General features: G+C 57.8%; 20 protein-coding genes. 5 read left to right on the plus strand and 15 right to left on the minus strand.

All coding sequences use genetic code 11. The annotated features are described in order from the left end of the window. Positions 1-2: 2 nt before the first annotated feature. From flgJ to H8F21_RS24060, 12 genes are all read right to left on the minus strand, one after another. Positions 3-1,196 (minus strand): flagellar assembly peptidoglycan hydrolase FlgJ, encoded by a 1,194-nt coding sequence (gene flgJ, locus H8F21_RS24005; RefSeq protein WP_413243048.1) that lies wholly within the window; start codon positions 1,194-1,196, stop codon positions 3-5. A gap of 16 nt (positions 1,197-1,212) precedes the next feature. After that, positions 1,213-2,322 (minus strand): flagellar basal body P-ring protein FlgI, encoded by a 1,110-nt coding sequence (locus H8F21_RS24010; RefSeq protein WP_203585489.1) that lies wholly within the window; start codon positions 2,320-2,322, stop codon positions 1,213-1,215. A gap of 12 nt (positions 2,323-2,334) precedes the next feature. Beyond that, a complete protein-coding gene (gene flgH / locus H8F21_RS24015) occupies positions 2,335-3,030 on the minus strand; it encodes a flagellar basal body L-ring protein FlgH (protein ID WP_203543958.1) in 696 nt (231 codons plus the stop codon). Between the two features lie 54 nt (positions 3,031-3,084). After that, a complete protein-coding gene (gene flgG / locus H8F21_RS24020) occupies positions 3,085-3,870 on the minus strand; it encodes a flagellar basal-body rod protein FlgG (protein WP_203585490.1) in 786 nt (261 codons plus the stop codon). A 45-nt stretch (positions 3,871-3,915) separates the two neighbouring features. Then, positions 3,916-4,656, minus strand: a complete 741-nt coding sequence (locus tag H8F21_RS24025) for a flagellar basal body rod protein FlgF (RefSeq protein WP_203585491.1) — start codon at positions 4,654-4,656, stop codon at positions 3,916-3,918. 190 nt (positions 4,657-4,846) lie between these two features. Next, on the minus strand, positions 4,847-5,035 hold the full coding sequence (locus H8F21_RS24030) for a hypothetical protein (RefSeq protein ID WP_203585492.1): 189 nt from the start codon (positions 5,033-5,035) through the stop codon (positions 4,847-4,849). A 72-nt stretch (positions 5,036-5,107) separates the two neighbouring features. Then, positions 5,108-6,433 (minus strand): flagellar hook protein FlgE, encoded by a 1,326-nt coding sequence (flgE, locus tag H8F21_RS24035; protein ID WP_203585493.1) that lies wholly within the window; start codon positions 6,431-6,433, stop codon positions 5,108-5,110. 30 nt (positions 6,434-6,463) lie between these two features. Beyond that, positions 6,464-7,192, minus strand: a complete 729-nt coding sequence (flgD, locus tag H8F21_RS24040) for a flagellar hook assembly protein FlgD (RefSeq protein WP_203585494.1) — start codon at positions 7,190-7,192, stop codon at positions 6,464-6,466. Between the two features lie 16 nt (positions 7,193-7,208). Beyond that, positions 7,209-7,652: a flagellar basal body rod protein FlgC gene (gene flgC, locus H8F21_RS24045; RefSeq protein WP_203585495.1), complete on the minus strand. Its 444-nt coding sequence runs from the start codon at positions 7,650-7,652 to the stop codon at positions 7,209-7,211. Between the two features lie 3 nt (positions 7,653-7,655). After that, positions 7,656-8,063, minus strand: coding sequence for a flagellar basal body rod protein FlgB (flgB, locus tag H8F21_RS24050; protein WP_203543961.1), 408 nt, complete (start codon positions 8,061-8,063; stop codon positions 7,656-7,658). A gap of 182 nt (positions 8,064-8,245) precedes the next feature. Beyond that, positions 8,246-9,073, minus strand: coding sequence for a protein-glutamate O-methyltransferase CheR (gene cheR, locus H8F21_RS24055; RefSeq protein WP_203585496.1), 828 nt, complete (start codon positions 9,071-9,073; stop codon positions 8,246-8,248). A gap of 51 nt (positions 9,074-9,124) precedes the next feature. Further along, positions 9,125-10,054: a chemotaxis protein CheV gene (locus H8F21_RS24060; protein ID WP_203543962.1), complete on the minus strand. Its 930-nt coding sequence runs from the start codon at positions 10,052-10,054 to the stop codon at positions 9,125-9,127. A 70-nt stretch (positions 10,055-10,124) separates the two neighbouring features. Between H8F21_RS24060 and flgA the strand changes: the two genes are divergently transcribed. From flgA to H8F21_RS24080, 4 genes are all read left to right on the plus strand, one after another. Beyond that, positions 10,125-10,877, plus strand: a complete 753-nt coding sequence (flgA, locus tag H8F21_RS24065; RefSeq protein WP_203585516.1) for a flagellar basal body P-ring formation chaperone FlgA — start codon at positions 10,125-10,127, stop codon at positions 10,875-10,877. A 168-nt stretch (positions 10,878-11,045) separates the two neighbouring features. Next, positions 11,046-11,357 carry a flagellar biosynthesis anti-sigma factor FlgM gene (gene flgM / locus H8F21_RS24070; RefSeq protein WP_203543963.1) on the plus strand — a complete coding sequence of 104 codons (312 nt, stop codon included), beginning with the start codon at positions 11,046-11,048 and terminating at the stop codon, positions 11,355-11,357. A gap of 45 nt (positions 11,358-11,402) precedes the next feature. Continuing rightward, entirely contained in the window at positions 11,403-11,870 is a 468-nt protein-coding gene (locus H8F21_RS24075) for a flagella synthesis protein FlgN (RefSeq protein WP_203585497.1), read from the plus strand. 79 nt (positions 11,871-11,949) lie between these two features. Beyond that, entirely contained in the window at positions 11,950-12,693 is a 744-nt protein-coding gene (locus tag H8F21_RS24080; RefSeq protein ID WP_203585498.1) for a flagellar brake protein, read from the plus strand. 64 nt (positions 12,694-12,757) lie between these two features. Here the strand turns inward: H8F21_RS24080 and H8F21_RS24085 are convergent, their stop codons facing one another. The 3 genes from H8F21_RS24085 to bkdR form a co-directional block, all read right to left on the minus strand. After that, positions 12,758-14,104, minus strand: a complete 1,347-nt coding sequence (locus H8F21_RS24085; RefSeq protein ID WP_203585499.1) for an MFS transporter — start codon at positions 14,102-14,104, stop codon at positions 12,758-12,760. A 93-nt stretch (positions 14,105-14,197) separates the two neighbouring features. Next, positions 14,198-15,439 (minus strand): glutamine synthetase family protein, encoded by a 1,242-nt coding sequence (locus H8F21_RS24090; protein ID WP_203585517.1) that lies wholly within the window; start codon positions 15,437-15,439, stop codon positions 14,198-14,200. A 260-nt stretch (positions 15,440-15,699) separates the two neighbouring features. Beyond that, the gene (bkdR, locus tag H8F21_RS24095; protein WP_045189126.1) at positions 15,700-16,185 is read right to left on the minus strand and encodes a Bkd operon transcriptional regulator BkdR; all 486 of its coding nucleotides are present in this window, start codon (positions 16,183-16,185) and stop codon (positions 15,700-15,702) included. A 202-nt stretch (positions 16,186-16,387) separates the two neighbouring features. On the opposite strand from bkdR, the gene H8F21_RS24100 reads away from it, so the two are divergent. Next, the gene (locus tag H8F21_RS24100) at positions 16,388-17,620 is read left to right on the plus strand and encodes a 3-methyl-2-oxobutanoate dehydrogenase (2-methylpropanoyl-transferring) subunit alpha (RefSeq protein WP_203543966.1); all 1,233 of its coding nucleotides are present in this window, start codon (positions 16,388-16,390) and stop codon (positions 17,618-17,620) included.

Below are 17,620 nucleotides of genomic sequence, written 5' to 3' on the forward strand. Positions count from 1 at the left end.
CCTTATAGTTGCGTAGTGGTGCCAATCGCTGCGTAGCTTTCGTAGGATTTCATTTGCTTGGCGATCTGCGAGATTTTGCTCGCGTATTCCGGGTCGGTTGCGTAACCGGCCCGCTGCAGCTCGCGTACAAACTGTTCCGGCTTATCGGCAGCCTTCACCGCTTCTTTATAGCGAGCGTTGTTTTGCAACAGGCTTACCAGATCATGGAAACTGTCTTGATAGGAGTCGTAGGAGCGGAACGCCGCCGTCTCCTTGACGAACTGACCATCACGAAACTCGCTGGTGATCGCTCGCGCCTGGTCACCCTGCCAGTTACCGGTCGCCTTGATACCAAACAGGTTATGGCTGCTGCGCCCGTCATCCTGACGCATGACCGACTTGCCCCAGCCCGTCTCCAGAGCGGCCTGAGCCACCAGGTAACGTGGGTCGATACCAATACGCTTGGCGGCCTGCTCTGCCATCGGCAGCATGGTGGCGACAAAATCATCCGAAGAGCTGAAGGCACGCTTGGCCGGCGCCAACGGTGGTTGAGCAATCGCGCGGCCGTAAATACGCAGGTTGCCCGGCGCGGCAAAGGCTTGTGCTGGCTGCCAGTCACCCTTGACTACCGCATCGCCAGCCAGGGTTGCGCGCCCGGGTATCAGCGCGGCGTTGGTAGTAGCCGGCAGTCCACCTGCGGCTGGAACCAGGCCCGCCAACAAACGGTCGGTGAGCTTGCCTGGTAACGCCAGGCGCCGGGAGTTGAGCGCAGCCACGTCGTTACGCGTAACTGCCGTCTCCTGCACGCGCTCAGCTACGCCGACAGCCGTCGGGCCCAATGCCCGCGGCTGAACATCAAAGCGCGGGAACGGGCTGTTGTTTACCGGCGCCGCCTTCTGTTTGGACAGCTGGCGCATCAACACATCCTGCAAACCAATACCGCCGCCTTCACGAGACATGCTCACTGCCAATTGCTGGTCATACATCTGCTGGTATTGCTTGGTGGTTTCAGTATTGAGCGGGTTGTCCTTGGCGATTACATCGCTGGCCGAACGCATCGACTTGAGCATCTCGTTAAGAAACAAAGACTCGAATTCCTGAGCCACCTTGCGCAGGTTCGCGTCGCTATCGCGGTCACCGACCTTCAGCGAGTTGAGTCGATTGAGGTCGGTGTAGGCACCACTGTCAGCCATGGAGGCTAGCGAGTTTTTCGGCATATCCATTCGCCAGCCCTCAGATCACGATCAAGTCGGCTTGGAGCGCGCCGGCTTGTTTCAAGGCTTCGAGGATCGCCATCAGGTCACTCGGCGCCGCGCCAACCTGATTCACCGCACGAACAATTTCATCCAGCGTAGTGCCGGGGCCAAACTTGAACATCGGCTTGGCTTCTTGTTCCGCGTTTACCCGCGAGCGAGGTACCACTGCCGTCTGCCCGTTGGAGAACGGCCCAGGCTGACTGACGATCGGGTCTTCAGTGATGGTCACAGTCAGGCTGCCGTGAGTAACTGCCGCTGGCGACACCTTGACGTTCTGACCAATGACGATGGTGCCGGTGCGCGAGTTGATGATGACCTTGGCGACCGCCTGGCCAGGGTCAATTTCCAGGTTCTCGAGAATCGACAAATAATCGACACGCTGGCTAGGATCGAGCGGAGCGCTCACTCGCACCGAACCACCGTCCAGCGCCTGAGCGACGCCTGGACCGAGCAGCTCATTGACCTTATCGACGACACGCTTAGCAGTGGTGAAGTCAGGACGATTGAGATTCAAGGTCAAGCTGTTGCCTTGATTGAAACCACTGGGCACTGCTCGCTCTACCGAGGCTCCACCGGGGATACGTCCAGCCGACGGCACGTTGACGGTAATTTTCGAACCGTCCCGCCCCTCGGCGTCAAAGCCACCGACCACCAGGTTACCCTGAGCGATTGCATAGACGTTGCCATCGATACCTTTGAGTGGTGTCATCAACAAGCTACCACCACGCAAACTCTTGGAGTTACCGATCGAAGACACGGTGATATCCACCACCTGCCCCGGCTTGGAGAAGGCTGGCAGGTCGGCATGCACCGAGACTGCCGCGACGTTCTTGAGCTGCACGTTACCCGAACCTGCCGGCACCTTGATACCGAACTGGGACAGCATGTTGTTAAAGGTCTGCAACGTGAACGGCGTCTGGGTGGTTTGGTCACCCGTACCATTAAGCCCCACCACCAGGCCGTAACCAATCAGCTGGTTGGTACGCACGCCCGAAATGCTGGCGATATCTTTGAGCCGTTCAGCTTGTGCGGCAAACGCAACAGACATCAAAAGCGCGGCGGTGATCAGCTGCTTGAAGTTGAACATGGTCATCCGAACCTAGAAAGGCCAAAGCGGGCTGATGAAGAAGCGGTCGAGCCAACCGGGCTGGCTGGCATCGGCAAACGAACCGGTACCCGAGTAGGTAATGCGCGCGTCGGCTACACGGGTCGACGGTACGGTGTTGTCGGTGGCGATATCATCGGCGCGAATCATGCCGGCAATCCGCACCAGTTCGTCACCGGTGTTGAGGGTCAGCCACTTCTCACCCCGTACAGCGATGATGCCGTTGGGCAGCACATCGGCAACGGTGACCGTGATCGAGCCGGTCAGGCTGTTGCCCTGCCCGGCTTTGCTATCGCCCTTGGTTGCACGGTCGCCACTGTAGCCGGCGCTCAGGCTCAGGTCGCCATCACTGAATGGGTTGTTGGTGGTCATCGAAGAGCCGAACAACGACGTCAGGCCGATATCGGCCTTGCTGTTCTTGGCGATCTGCGAGTTGGCATTCTTGCTGGCCTGGGTCCGCTCGTTGAGGGTGATGGTGATGATGTCACCAACCCGGAAGGCCTTGCGATCGCTGTACAGGTTCTGGTCGAAACCGGCCTGGTAGATAGAGCCGTTGTTGGCCGCTGCCGGCAAAGGCGTACGCGGCAGTACCGGCGCGTAGTACGGATCATTGGGCTTGGGCGTCGGCGCAACGCAGCCGGCCAGCACGCTGATCCCACTTAGGGCAAGTACGTAGAACAAACGACTCATGACTCTGACCTCACGGTGTAACAGGCGCTGTTGAAGCGACCTCGAAGACTTTACTTACAGGTTCTGGGTAACGAACGAGAGCATCTGGTCGGCGGTGGAAATGACCTTTGAGTTCATTTCATAGGCGCGCTGGGTGGTGATCATGTTGACCAGTTCTTCCACCGTGCTGACGTTGGAGTTCTCCAGGGTCTGCTGCTGAACCACACCGAAGCCGTTCAAACCCGGCGTACCCACATCCGGGGCACCGCTGGCAGCAGTTTCCAGGAACAGGTTGCCGCCCACCGCTTGCAGGCCTGCCGGGTTGATGAAGTCTGCAGTCTGGATATTGCCGATTACCTGCGCTGCAGGATTGCCCGCAGTAGTGATCGATACGGTGCCATCACGGCCTACGGTGAATGTCTGCGCTTCGGGTGGAACGACAATGGCCGGCTCAAGGGCAAAACCACTGGCGGTGACGATCTGACCATCGGAGTTCAGGTGGAAGGTGCCGTCACGCGTATAGGAAAGCGTACCGTCGGGCTGCAGAATCTGAAAGAAGCCGCGACCATCGACAGCCATGTCCAGGGGGTTCTCGGTAGTCTGCAGGCTACCGGCGTTGAAGCTTTTCTGCGTACCGACAATTCGCACACCAGTACCCAACTGCAGGCCCGAGGGCAGCTCGCTGTCCTGGGTCGACTGGGCACCTGCCTGGCGACGGGTCTGGTAAAGCAGATCCTGGAACTCGGCACGGTCACGCTTGAAGCCGGTGGTCGAAACGTTGGCCAGGTTGTTCGAAATGGTGGTCAGGTTCATGTCCTGGGCGGACAGACCGGTTTTACTGACCCAAAGAGCCGGAAGCATGCTGTTCTCCTCGCGCGCCTGTTTTACGGCGCTACGTCTATGTAATTAGCCGATCTGCAAAACCCGAGCCATGGCTTCATCGCCTTCTTTGGCCGTGGTCATCATTTTGATGTGCAGTTCAAATTGACGGGACAGCGCCAGCACCGAAGTCATTTCTTCGACGGCATTGACATTGCTGGTCTCCAGGAAGCCAGAGACCAGCTTGACGTTGGCGTCAGCCACTGCTGGCTGGCCATTGCCCGTATGAATCAAACCGTCCAACCCTTTGGACATGGTCTTGAGATCGGGATTGACCATCTTGATCCGATCGACCTCAGCCATTACTCGTGGCCCCTCGCCCATAGCGCGAATGCTGATGGTGCCGTCTTCACCGACTTCGATCTTCTGCTCAGGCGGCACGGCAATCGGCCCACCGTTGCCCATGATTGGCATGCCATTGCCAGCACGCAGAACACCCAAAGCATCAATGTTCATACTTGCGGTACGTACATAGGCTTCGCTGCCATCAGGTGCTTGCACGGCGATAAAACCATCACCGCCAATAGCCACATCCAGGTCACGCCCGGTCTCCAGCATCGAGCCCGGCGAGAAATCTGTCGCAGGGCGCTCGGTCATGGCATAGGCTCGCGCCGGAAAGCTGTCGCCGAATACCGGCATCGAACGCGCCTGCTCCAGGTCACGCTGAAAACCGGTGGTGGAAATGTTCGCCAAGTTGTTGGCATGGGCCTTTTGCGCCAATGCGTTCTGGCTGGCACCGGTCATGGCCACGTACAGCATCTTATCCACAGCATTTCTCCCCTGCGCTGACGAACACTTGCCGCTCGCCGCTGCTTTGCCAGTGATAAAGCAAGTTTCAAACCAACTTTGCAGAAGTGGCTAAAAGCCCCGGCAGGCAAGGACTTACACCGCCACCCTCGAAGCAAGAACATAAAACGCTGTCGAGTTTACGGCGCCAACTTGCCGCAAGCGGCAAGACTCAATAGTCGCGGCATCCGGGGTTATTGAAAGGGCCGGCAAAACGCTTCCAACCTTCCCCCGGTGAAAACTGCGCGCAAACCAGGCGCCCATCAACCTGGCTTTCCCAGCGATACCACGGCGCAGCATCAGCCTTGACCTGCGCCACCAGCAATGTCGTAAACAACGCCAACATCAATCGCCGCAACATGATCGACACCCTTGAAATAAAAGACCCCTTCCGAAAAAGGGGTCTATCCACAATCAGCCAATCACACTGACATCAGGCCATCTGGATGATGGTCTGCATGATGGTGCTCTGGGTGGAGATGGTTTTGGCGTTTGCCTGATAATTACTCTGCGCCTTGATCAACTCGACCAACTCGTTGGTCAGGTTGACGTTCGACGCCTCCAGCGAGTTAGAGGCGATAGCGCCCAAAGTACCGGTCTTAGGCGCGTCGATACCCGGGATACCCGAGGAGTAAGTCTCGGTCCAGCGCGTTCCACCCATAGGCTGCAAGCCCTGCTCATTGGCGAAGGATGCAATGGCAACCTGACCAATGGCGCGCGACTGCTGGTTGCTGAAGCTGGCAAACATGACGCCACTGGAGTCGATACTCAGACTCGACAGGATGCCGGTCGCATAACCATCCTGACTCTGCGACAGACGCGTAGTCGGGGTGTTATAGGAAGTGGTTTGAGTCATATCGATGGCAATACCACTGGCACTGGCTTCAGAACCATTGGAACCCCATACCGGCGGCTTCGCAGTGGCATCAGTAACAGTGGCAGGCACCCAGCCGGTCAGTTTGAAGACCTTGTTCACCACTTCGTAACCAGAACCAGCCGCACCAGCTGTCATGGTATCGACGCTACCATCGGGCTTGAAGCTGATAGTACCCTCCAGAGGCTCTGGTGGCTCCTGGGAAGGATCGAGCGGATTGCGACCATCGATCAGGGTGTAGGATTTCCACTCGTTGGTATCAGTCTTTACATAATACTGATCCATGACGTGCTCGTTACCCTGACTGTCATAGATCTTGGTAGCGAAGGTCTTGTTCCACGTAGAGTCGTCGGTTGGATCAAACTTGGTGGTTGACGGAATAACCTTGTCCGACGAGTTCAGGTTAATGCCCTGATCGATGGAAGTTGTGGACTTTGGTGCCAGCGCCGATGTATCGATCTTCAAGTCGGTCAGTACACCGTTGATGATCTTGCCATTCCCATCCACGCCGTAGCCACGCAGACGCAGGCCGTCAGCGGTGACCACGTAGTTGTCCTTGCTGGTCTGGAAGGCACCGGCGCGACTATAGCTGAGCGAGCCGTTATCGCTCAGGACAAAAAAGCCCTGCCCCTGAATACCCATATCCAACACGTTGCCGGTATTGGTGATTTCACCGTTGGTGAACTGCTGCGATACCGAAGCCAGACGAACACCGTTACCCACGGTCTGACTACCAACACCCAGCTTGTTCGCAGAATAGACATCGGCGAATTCGGCGCGCGACGATTTGAAACCGGTGGTTGCAACGTTGGCAATGTTGTTGCCGGTCACGTCCAGTTGTTTATTGGCTGCATAGAGACCGCTAAGGCCGATATTGAATGACATCTTTCACTCCTTGTGCCGCGTTAGCCGGCTCTATATACCGATAGTTTGGACTTTGGACAGCGCGATGCTGCCCAGGCCAGCAAGATTGAGCATCATCTCGCCGCCGGTCTGACTGATTGTGACGCTGCTGACCGTTGCCGGCAGCAGGGTGTACATATCCAGTTGCTTACCATCAATGGTGGTCTTGGCGGCGAAGCTGTAAGTACCCGGGTCGACTTTCTCACCCTTGTCGTTGGTGCCATCCCAGACGAACGCGGCATTACCAGCCTTCTGCTCGCCCAGATCGATGGTTTTGACCACCTTCCCATCTTTGTCAGTGATGGTGACGGTGGCATTGCTCAACGATTGCGGCACAACCACCGAACCGTTGAAGCTCTTGGTGGTATCGACCACGGCCTTATCCGTCTGAACGATCACTGAGCGACCGACCAGGGACGAGGCCTGCAGCGCTTGGGACGACTTGTAGTTGCCAGAGATCGCAGTCACCGACTCATTGAGCGAGGTGATACCCTCCAGGCTGCTGAATTGAGCCAACTGGGCAACAAACTCGCTGTTGTCCTGCGGGTCCAGCGGGTTCTGGTTACGCATCTGGGTAACCAGCAACTGCAGGAACGCATCCTTGCCCAGCGCCTGATTGCCGGTCTTGCTGTTGGTTGCCGACGCAATGCCACTGCCATTGGTCTCACCAGACTTCTTCACCGACGCCTTGAGCACGTCGTTCAGGTTTACACCAGCGGTTGGATCGTTAACGGTTGCCATTGGCTTAGTCCTTTTATCACTGACCCAGGGTCAGGACCTTCTGCATCATGGTCTTGGCCGTATTCATCAGCTCGGCATTGGTCTGGAACGAGCGACTGGCAGAGATCATGTCGGCCATTTCCTCGACCACGTTGACGTTCGGGTAGTACACGTAACCGTCTTTGTTCGCTGCTGGATGGTTGGGTTCGTAGCGCGCCTCAAGGTTGCTTTGATCCTCAACCACGCCGAGCACCTGAACACCTTGGCCTGCCTCGCCCTGATCCTGGAACAGCGACTGACCCACACCGCCCTGCGCTTGCTGGAAGGTGGTAGCAAAAACCGGATGACGGGCACGGTAGGTCTGATCAATGCTCGAAGAGACCGTCTCGGCGTTGGCAATGTTCGAAGCGACGGTATTCAGACGCGTGGTCTGGGCACTCATGCCGCTACCGGCAATGTTGAATACACTGGCGAGGGACATGACTTACTCTCCGCGCAGGGCCGATACCAGCCCTTTGAATTTACTGTTGAGCAGCGTGAAGCTGGCCTGGAAACCCACGGCATTTTGCGCATAGCTCGATTGCTCGAGCTGGGCATCGACAGTGTTCTGATCGATCGACGGCTGCATTGGCGTGCGGTACTGCAGAGTCTCGTCACCCATGCTCAGGCCTTCAGCCTCGATGTGGCGGGTGTTGGTACGATCCAATGCAAAGTGGCCTTTGCTGGTCTTCTCGGCCTGGGCGGCGAGGACCGATGCAAAGTCCAGGTCGCGCGCCTTGTAGTTTGGCGTGTCGGCATTAGCGATGTTGTTGGCCAGCACTTCGGCACGCTGGGCGCGAAAGCCCAATGCCTTTTCGTGAATGCCGAGCGCTTTGTCGAAACTGATGCTCATGTCTGGGAAACCTTCGAAGGTTTTTCGTTGACTGAGCTAGAGCAAGAGCCATGCCAAAAAGCAAAACCCCGTAAATACGGGGCTTTTAGTGCTTTTCCACTGGCGGCAATGCCAGAAAAGCGGCAAAGGATTACCGCCGGGCGCCAGCAAAGCGGCAATGCCTACGCCCACAGGGGACGTGTTTATTTGGCCTGGTAAATGATGCCAGGGCTGCACTGGACCATTTGATAGTGATCCGGCAAGCCGTTGAGGGCTTCCGAGGCGCCAAGGAACAAGTAGCCGCCCGGCTTGAGCGTGCTGTGGATGCGCAGCAGGATGTCTTTTTTGACCTGTGCCGAGAAATAGATCAGCACGTTGCGGCAGAACACGATGTCGAACTTACCCAGGCTCGCGTAACTGTCGAGCAAGTTGAACGAACGGAACTCCACGCGACTGCGAATCGGTGCCTTCACCGCCCAGCGACCAGGCGCCTTGACGTCGAAGTAGCGCTGCAGGCGCTCCTGGGACAAACCGCGAGCAATGGCCAGGCTGTCGTACTCACCCGACTTGCAGTTGGTGAGCATGGTTCCCGACAGATCGGTGGCAACGATTTGCGCGCCCATCTTCAACTGACCAATGCTGCTGCGCTCGAACTCATCGATCGCCATCGAAATGGAATACGGTTCCTGGCCCGAGGAACAGGCAGCCGACCAGATGCGCAGACGCTGCCCCGGGTTGGCCTTGATCTGCTCAGGCAGCACCTTGTTCTTCAGTACTTCGAAGGGATAGGTGTCGCGAAACCACAGGGTCTCGTTGGTGGTCATGGCATCTACCACCTGCTCGCGCAAACCACTTCGCGGCTGGCTCTGAATACGCTGTACCAGTTCGGTCAGGGACTTGATGCCCTGCTGCTCCATCAGCTTGTTCAGACGGCTGGAGACCAGGTACTGCTTATTTTCGCCCAGCAGGATGCCACAGGCTTTTTCCAGGAAGACCCGGAACTGTTCGAAATCCAAATTACCCGTAGACAATGGTACAGCCTCTTAAATCGTGTGAACCGCCAGGGGTTGAACCCGCGGCCGTTAGTGCGTGGCCTTGATGCGATCGACGACGCGCTGGGCGAGGTCGTCCGGCTTGAACTTGGCCAGGAAATCATCGGCACCGACCTTCTTGACCATCGCCTGGTTGAACACGCCGGAAAGCGAAGTATGCAGGATGATGTGCAATTTTTGCATGCGCGGGTCGCTGCGAATCTCGGCTGTCAGGGTGTAACCGTCCATCTCCGGCATCTCGATATCGGAGATCATCATCAAGAATTCTTCTTCCGGACGCTTGCCCTCGTCCACCAGGTTGCGCAGGTATTGCAGCGCCTGACGACCATCGTTGAGTGCTACCACTTCCACACCGACAGTCTGCAGGCAGCGACTGACCTGCTTGCGCGCCACGGACGAATCATCGACCGTCAGCACACGCAGCGATACAGCTTTGTCCTGCACCTCGGCATCGACCACGCCAGCAGAGATGGACTCGGAGGTCGGCGCCACTTCGGCGAGGATTTTCTCCACGTCGATGATCTCGACCATCTTGTTGTCGACCCGTGTTACCGCAGTCAAGTAATGGTCGCGACCGGTGCCCTTGGGTGGCGGATGGATCTCTTCCCAGTTCATGTTGACAATGCGCTCCACCGAGTGCACCAGGAAACCCTGAGTCTTGGTGTTGTACTCCGTGATAATAACGAAGCTCTTACGCACATCTTCACTCAGACCGGGCATACCGGTCGCCATCGCCAGATCGAGGATCGGGATGGTTGCCCCACGAATATTCGCTACACCGCGCACTACCGGATTGGACTTGGGCATCACGGTCAAGGGTGGGCACTGCAGCACCTCCCGCACCTTGAATACGTTGATCCCATAGAGCTGCTCGCCATTGAGGCGAAACAACAGCAGCTCCAGGCGATTCTGCCCCACCAGTTGCGTGCGCTGGTTCACCGAATCCATTACACCAGCCATGCCAGACTCCTTCACCAAACGCTTCGAACTTCGTACCCAGTCTCGGCACGCGCTTTGCTATTTCAATCGTATGAACATGAAAACGCCATTTTCCCGACGCCTGACTCGCCTGCTGCCCAGCTATTTGGCTGCGCTGTGCCTGCTGGCACCTGGCGGTCGACTCTTGGCTGACACTTTCACCCTGCCTGAACAACTTATCGGCGTCACCCAAGGGTTTCTTGAATTCACCGTGGAAGACTACTTGGCCAGCAGCCAGACCGAGGGACGCTACGAGATCCAGGTCAACAACCTCGACCCACGCCTGCGCATGCCGCTGTGCGACCGCCAACTGGATGCCAGCCTGGAAAGCCCGGCGCAGCCCATAGGTCGCGTGACAATAAGGGTTCGTTGCGAAGGTAGCTCACCTTGGACGGTGTTCGTGCCCGCCCAGGTACGTCTTTTTCGCAATGTCGTGACGGTAGTGCGCCCGTTAAAGCGTGAGAGCATTATCAGTGAGCAGGACGTCAACCTGCGCGAGCGCGACGTAGGGCTGCTCAACCAGGGTTTCTTGAGTAGTCTGGATCAGGCCATCGGCCTCAAGGTAATCCGACCAACGGTCATGGATCAGGTGCTGACGCCTCAACACCTGGAACAGGCCGAAGTGATCCGCAAAGGTGACCAGGTGGTTATTACCGCTCGCAGCGGCACCTTGAGCGTGCGCATGCCGGGCGAAGCCCTGAGTAAAGGCGGCCAGAGCGAGCAAATTCGAGTACGCAATCTGAATTCCAAACGAGTGATCAAGGCCAGGGTTACCGGGCCAGGCCAGGTCGAAGTAGCGATGTAAGCGAGCAAACAACGACGAAGGCTGGCGATCAGGAACTGCTTTTCCTAAACTGTGTCCTATTGGGTGCCCAAAATGCACTGCGCATGATGTGGAACAATTGCGTCTAAAGTTTTTTCCGGGTTGGCCGAAAACAAGGCAAGCGTCCATATACCCAGAGGTTTTCTGATCATGGTCATCGACTTCAGTCGTTTGAATAACTCCCCGTCGGTTACCGGCGCGCGCCCTGGCAATAGCCAGGAAAGCACCGGCACCGCTGCAGCCAAGGCCGACCCTGTCGCCACCAGCAGCACCAGCGGGGAAACCGTACACCTGAGCCACGAGGCCCAGCAGTTGCAAAAGGTCAGCGATAAGCTGCGCGACCAGCCGGTTGTCAACAGCGCCCGAGTGGCGGAGTTGAAACAGGCCATCGCCGACGGTAGCTACCAGGTCGACAGCAATCGCGTCGCCAGCAAACTGCTTAATTTCGAAGCCCAGCGCTAGCCTCTGGCGCGCTGACTTCAGGACGCTTGAACCAAAGAGCCAGCCATGCACGACACTACCTTGCTGCAATTGATCGAAGACGACCTTGCCCCAGCGCAACAATTGCTTGAATTGCTTCAGGCTGAGTCGACTGCCCTGCACGGCCGTGACATGCCGCTGCTGGAGGACATCCTGGCGCGCAAACAATCGCTGGTAATCCTTCTTGATCAGCAAGGACGGCGCCGCAGCGAACTGCTTGCAAGCCTCGGCTTGAGTCAGGATCGCGCCGGCGTTCAACAACTGGCCAGCCAGTCGCAAATAGGTGAATTGCTCCTGCAGCAGTTGGACGTGTTGGGCAAACTGCTTGCCGACTGCCAGGCTGTCAACGAGCGCAATGGTCGCGCGATACAACTCCAGCAAAGCACCACAGCCAATCAGATCAAAATCCTCATGGGCGGCGAATCACCATCGCTTTACGATGCGCGTGGATCGACCTCACCCCTTGCCAAGCCACGAGCGCTCAGCCAGGCTTGATTGCCTATATCAAGCCATAGAACATACTGGCAAAATGCCGTTACTTGCGTGTGCCGTCTTGCCTGGAGATTGATTACCCGTGTTCAATGAAGCAGAAGCTCCGCAGCCTCCGAAGGTACTTCGTACGCCTTTGGAAATTGCCGCCAACTTGCGGTCGCTGCAAGAGAGCCATGACCCGCTGATCATTACCTTCCATGAACGTAGCCAGCGCTTCCAGAGCTATGTCGTCGAGGTCGACCGCGAAAACAACCGCCTGGGACTCGATGAAATGGTCCCCCGCGATGGTGAACGCTACCTTGAAAACGGTGAACCGTTCCGGATCGAGGGTTTTCATGAGGGCGTACGCATCGCCTGGGAATGCAACACCCCCTTGAGCATCAGCGAAGCCAACGGTCATCGCTGCTATCACGGGGAGCTGCCCACCGAAGTGGCCTATCACCAACGCCGCAATGCCTTCCGTGCCGCCTTGAAGCTGTCGCAACTGGTCGACATCAAGCTCGATGGTGACAAGCTCAAGGGCAATGGCGAGTTGCGTGGCAAACTGCTGGATATTTCCGCCACAGGTTGCAAGCTGCGCTTTGAAGGCAACGTCGAAGAATGCCTGCAACTGGGTCAGGTGTACGAAAAATTCGCTTCCGGCGCTCCGCTGGGCTTGTCCCAGGTGGAAGTCGAGCTGCGCCACCTGCATTTTGAAGAGCGCTTCAACACCACGTTCGCCGGTGTGCGCTTTCACAACCTGAACGGGCAAATGCAGCGCAAGATCGAAACCTTTGTCTATCAGCTCCAGCGTGAAGCGCGTCGGTTCGATAAAGACGATTATTGAGTGTATCGCGGGGCAAGTCCGCGCCTACCGAATCCGGTAGAGACGGCTTGCCCCACGCAAGACTTCACAGCGACGCCGGCTTCCCCACTCCCCCACCAGCGACATTGTCTGCCTCGACGCTGGCGTCTTCCCCTTCAGTATCTTCAGCCGCCACCGGCGCCTGCATCTGATCCTGCACCACTTGCTCATCGACCCGCGGGTCGAGCGCCGCCGACAGCGGTGAGCCTGCTGCCGGCATGGCCACGTGATTGAGCGGTGCATCGTCGACTTGGTGCAAACCTGTAACCGCCTTCGGACGGATCCGCCATACCAGCACCAGGGCAAAAAAGACAAAGAAAGCATAGAGCATCTGGGTGCCGAACATCTTCATCATCACCCCCGCCGCCAGCGGCCCAATACTGGCGCCAACGCCATAGGTCACCAAGAGCATGGCGGTCAGCGAAACGCGCCGTTCGCTCTCCACATGGTCGTTGGAAAAAGCCACCGCCAGGGGATACAGGCAAAACTGCAGCAACGACACGATAAAGCCCGCAGCAAACAGCACCACGATTGGCACGGTCGGCATGATCGCCAAGGGCAATGCCGCAATCGCCAGGCCCACCGCTACACTGCGGATCAATAAGGCACGGTCATGCCTATCGGACAACCAACCCAAAGGCCACTGCACCAGCAGACCAGCAAAAATACAGCAGCCCATGAACAGTCCGATGTATTCAGTGCTCAACCCCTGCTTCGCCGCATACAACGGTGCAAGACCGTAGAACGAACCGACGATCAAGCCCGAGCCGAGCACCGTACTCAAGGATTGAGGCACCCGCTTGATAAAGAAGCGCGGCTCCATTGGCGCAGGGTGCAAAGGTGCCGGGTGAATGCGGCGAGTCATCGCCACCGGCACCAGGCACAAGGCAAAGCACATGGCTACTAGCATCAACAGCTCTGGTCCCAATTGCGGGTGGGCAACCAGTATCAGTTGGCCGAGCACCAGCCCCAAGTACGAAGCAATCATGTAGCCACTGAACACCGCGCCCCGCTGCTTGGCGTCTGCCTGCTCGTTAAGCCAGCTTTCGATGACCATGTACTGGCACATCATGCCCAGGCCGACGATAACCCGCAGGAACAGCCATGCCGGCAACCAACTGACCAGGCCATGGCCAAGCACTGCCGCGCCGACGATACCGGCACAGGTAGCGTACGCGCGTATATGCCCGACTCGGGCAATCAGGCGGTGACCGATCTTGCCACCCAGGGCCAGGCCAAAATAGTTGGCCGCCATTAACGCACCCACCCAAAGGCTGTCGACATGGTCGGCAGCCAGGCGCAGGGCCAGGTAGGTACTCAACAAGCCGGAACCAATCAACATCATCAGCGCAGCGAAATACAGCGCGCGAAAAGACTTCCAGATCTGTCGCATCAGCGTCCCGAACGGCCCCTTGAGCAGGTGGAAAAACTGCATGAAAGCATAAGTGAAAATAGCGGTACTGCAGGCCCCGGGAACGAAAAAAACCTACGCCTGTGCCGCCAGCACTCGACGCTCCCACGGGGTAATTTCATCAAAGAAACTGGTCAGCTCCATACTCTTGGTAGCGATGTAGCCGTCGATGAATTCGTTGCCGAACATTTCCCGAGCGAGCTCACTGCGCTTCAGACGCTCAAGGGCCGCATGTAAGGTACATGGCAGGCTCAAATGATCCGGCACCTCGAACTCACCCTGGATCGCCGCAGTAGGTTCAAGCTGCTGTTCGATGCCATGCAGGCCGGCAGCAAGGCTGGCAGCAATGGCCAGGTAAGGGTTGGTGTCGGCACCGGGCAAGCGGTTTTCCACCCGCCGCGCCACCGGCGAGCTGGCCGGGATACGCAAACCGGCAGCGCGATTGTCCTCTGACCAGCAGGCATTGTTGGGTGAGGCGTAGGGATGGCAGAGGCGCTGATAGGAATTGACGTTGGGCGCGAACAACGCGGTGAAGTCCGCCATACAGGCCTGCAAACCACCGATGAAATGTCGGAAGGTGGCGGTCGGCGCACCGTCGGCATCGCTGAACACATTATGACCATCGCTGATCTGCACCAGGCTCTGGTGAATATGCATGGAGCTTCCCGGCGTATGCGCCAGGGGTTTGGCCATGCACACCACGATCAGGCCATGCTTGAGTGCAACCTCCTTGAGCAAATGCTTGAACAGCAGCGTCTGGTCGGCCAGCAGCAGGGGATCACCGTGCAACAGGTTGATCTCGAACTGACTGACGCCCATTTCATGCATGAAAGTATCGCGCGGCAGGCCCAGCGCTTCCATGTAGCGATACACCTCATTGAAGAACGGACGCAGGCCATTGTTGGAACTGACACTGAAGGCCGACTGCCCTTCTTCGCGACGACCGTCCTTGCCCAGCGGCGGAAGAAACGCCTGGTTTGGATCACTGTTGGGGGCGAAAACAAAGAACTCCAGCTCAGTCGCTACCACCGGTGCCAGCCCAAGGGCGGCATAACGGGCGATCACCGCCTTGAGCAGACCGCGTGTAGACAACCCGGAGCTGGCGCCGGTCAGTTCCACTGCATCACAGATCGCCAGGGCGCGGGGTTCGTCGCTCCAGGGCAGGCGATGAATGTGGCGATCATCGGCAACCAGCGCCAGGTCACCATCGTCGCTGCCGTAGAAACGTGCAGGCGGATAGCCACCCATGATGCACTGCAGCAGCACGCCACGGGCCATCTGCAAACGGCGGCCCTCAAGAAAACCTTCAGCCGTCATTACCTTGCCGCGGGGTACACCGTTGAGGTCCGGTGTGATGCACTCGATTTCATCAATGCCCGTCAATCGTTCGGCGAGGGAGCACTGGCCACTGGTCGTCATGACACTATCCTTAATGTTGTCGCATGCCGGTAAAGGCGATGACTACAACATAGGCGCGCAGCGTTCGGAATTTCAAGCACCCAGAACGGGGCTGATCGAAATTTCCTACAAGCGCTGCAGCACCAGCAGCAGCGCTTACCCCGCGCCAGCCTTCGCAATTACCCCGGCAAGGTCAGGCCATTGGCCGGCAACGGGAGGGCGGTTTTGTAGCGCACCTGCTTCAAGGCAAAGCTGGAGCGAATATTGGCCACCCCAGGCAAACGCGTCAGGTAATCCAGGAAGCGCTCCAGGGCCTGAATACTCGGCAGCAGCACCCGCAAGAGGTAATCCGGATCACCTGTCATCAGATAGCACTCCATGACCTCCGGACGCTCGGCAATTTCTTCTTCAAAGCGATGCAGTGATTGTTCCACCTGCTTTTCGAGGCTGACATGAATAAACACATTGACGTCCAGGCCCAACACTTCCGGCGCCAGCAGGGTCACTTGCTGGCGAATGACACCCAGTTCTTCCATGGCTTTTACCCGGTTGAAACACGGGGTGGGCGACAGGTTGACCGAGCGCGCGAGTTCAGCGTTGGTGATCCGGGCATTTTCCTGAAGGCTGTTGAGAATCCCGATATCCGTGCGATCCAGTTTACGCATGAGACAATTTCACCTGTTTTTTGTCTTTATCTAGAATGTTTATCCGCAAGCCGGAATAAAGGCAATGAACTTGAGAGAAATATTCTTCAGGCGCCCGAATATTATGTAGGACAAGACTGACTCCCTAGTCACAAGCCGGGGTTTCAGTAGCGACCGCTTCAAAGCTCAACAAAAACACAAGACAGAGCGAGCGTAAAAAAGCATGAACGAGTACGCCCCCCTGCGTCTGCATGTGCCCGAGCCTACCGGCCGGCCAGGCTGCCAGACTGATTTCTCCTACCTGCGTCTGAACGATGCCGGCAAGGTCCGTAAACCTCCCGTTGATGTAGAAGCCGCCGAAACCGCGGATATCGCCTATAGCCTGATCCGGGTACTGGACGACAAAGGCAATGCCCTGGGCCCATGGGCCGAGGACATCAGCCCGCAAATCCTCCGCCAGGGCATGCGCAACATGCTCAAGACCCGGCTGTTCGACAGCCGCATGGTGGTTGCCCAGCGCCAGAAGAAAATGTCCTTCTATATGCAGAGCCTGGGCGAAGAAGCCATCGGCAGCGGCCAGGCCATGGCCCTCAACCGTACGGACATGTGCTTCCCCACCTACCGCCAACAAAGCATTCTCATGGCCCGCGATGTGTCGCTGGTCGAGATGATCTGCCAACTGTTGTCCAACGAGCGTGACCCGCTCAAAGGCCGTCAATTGCCGATCATGTACTCGGTGCGCGAAGCTGGTTTCTTCAGCATCAGCGGCAACCTGGCCACCCAGTTCGTACAGGCTGTGGGTTGGGCCATGGCCTCGGCGATCAAAGGTGATACCAAGATTGCCTCGGCCTGGATCGGTGACGGCGCAACCGCCGAATCCGACTTCCACACTGCCCTGACATTTGCCCACGTCTACCGCGCGCCAGTGATCCTCAACGTGGTCAACAACCAGTGGGCAATCTCCACCTTCCAGGCCATCGCCGGTGGCGAGTCGACCACTTTCGCCGGTCGTGGCGTCGGTTGTGGTATCGCTTCGCTGCGCGTCGACGGCAACGACTTTATCGCCGTCTACGCCGCTTCGCGCTGGGCAGCCGAACGCGCCCGTCGCGGCCTGGGCCCAAGCCTGATCGAGTGGGTCACCTACCGCGCCGGTCCACACTCGACCTCGGACGATCCGTCCAAGTATCGCCCGGCAGACGACTGGAACCACTTCCCCCTGGGCGACCCTATTGTCCGGCTCAAGCAGCACCTGATCGCCATCGGCCACTGGTCCGAGGAAGAACACTTGGCGGTTACCGCCGAGCTCGAGGCCGAGATCATCAAGGCGCAGAAAGAAGCCGAGCAGTACGGCACCCTGGCCGGCGGCCAGATGCCAAGCCCTGCCTCCATGTTCGAAGACGTCTACAAGGAGATGCCGGAGCACCTGCGCCGGCAGCGCCAGGAACTGGGGATCTGA

The organism is Pseudomonas arcuscaelestis (assembly GCF_016881005.1).
GTDB classification, from domain to species: domain Bacteria; phylum Pseudomonadota; class Gammaproteobacteria; order Pseudomonadales; family Pseudomonadaceae; genus Aquipseudomonas; species Aquipseudomonas arcuscaelestis.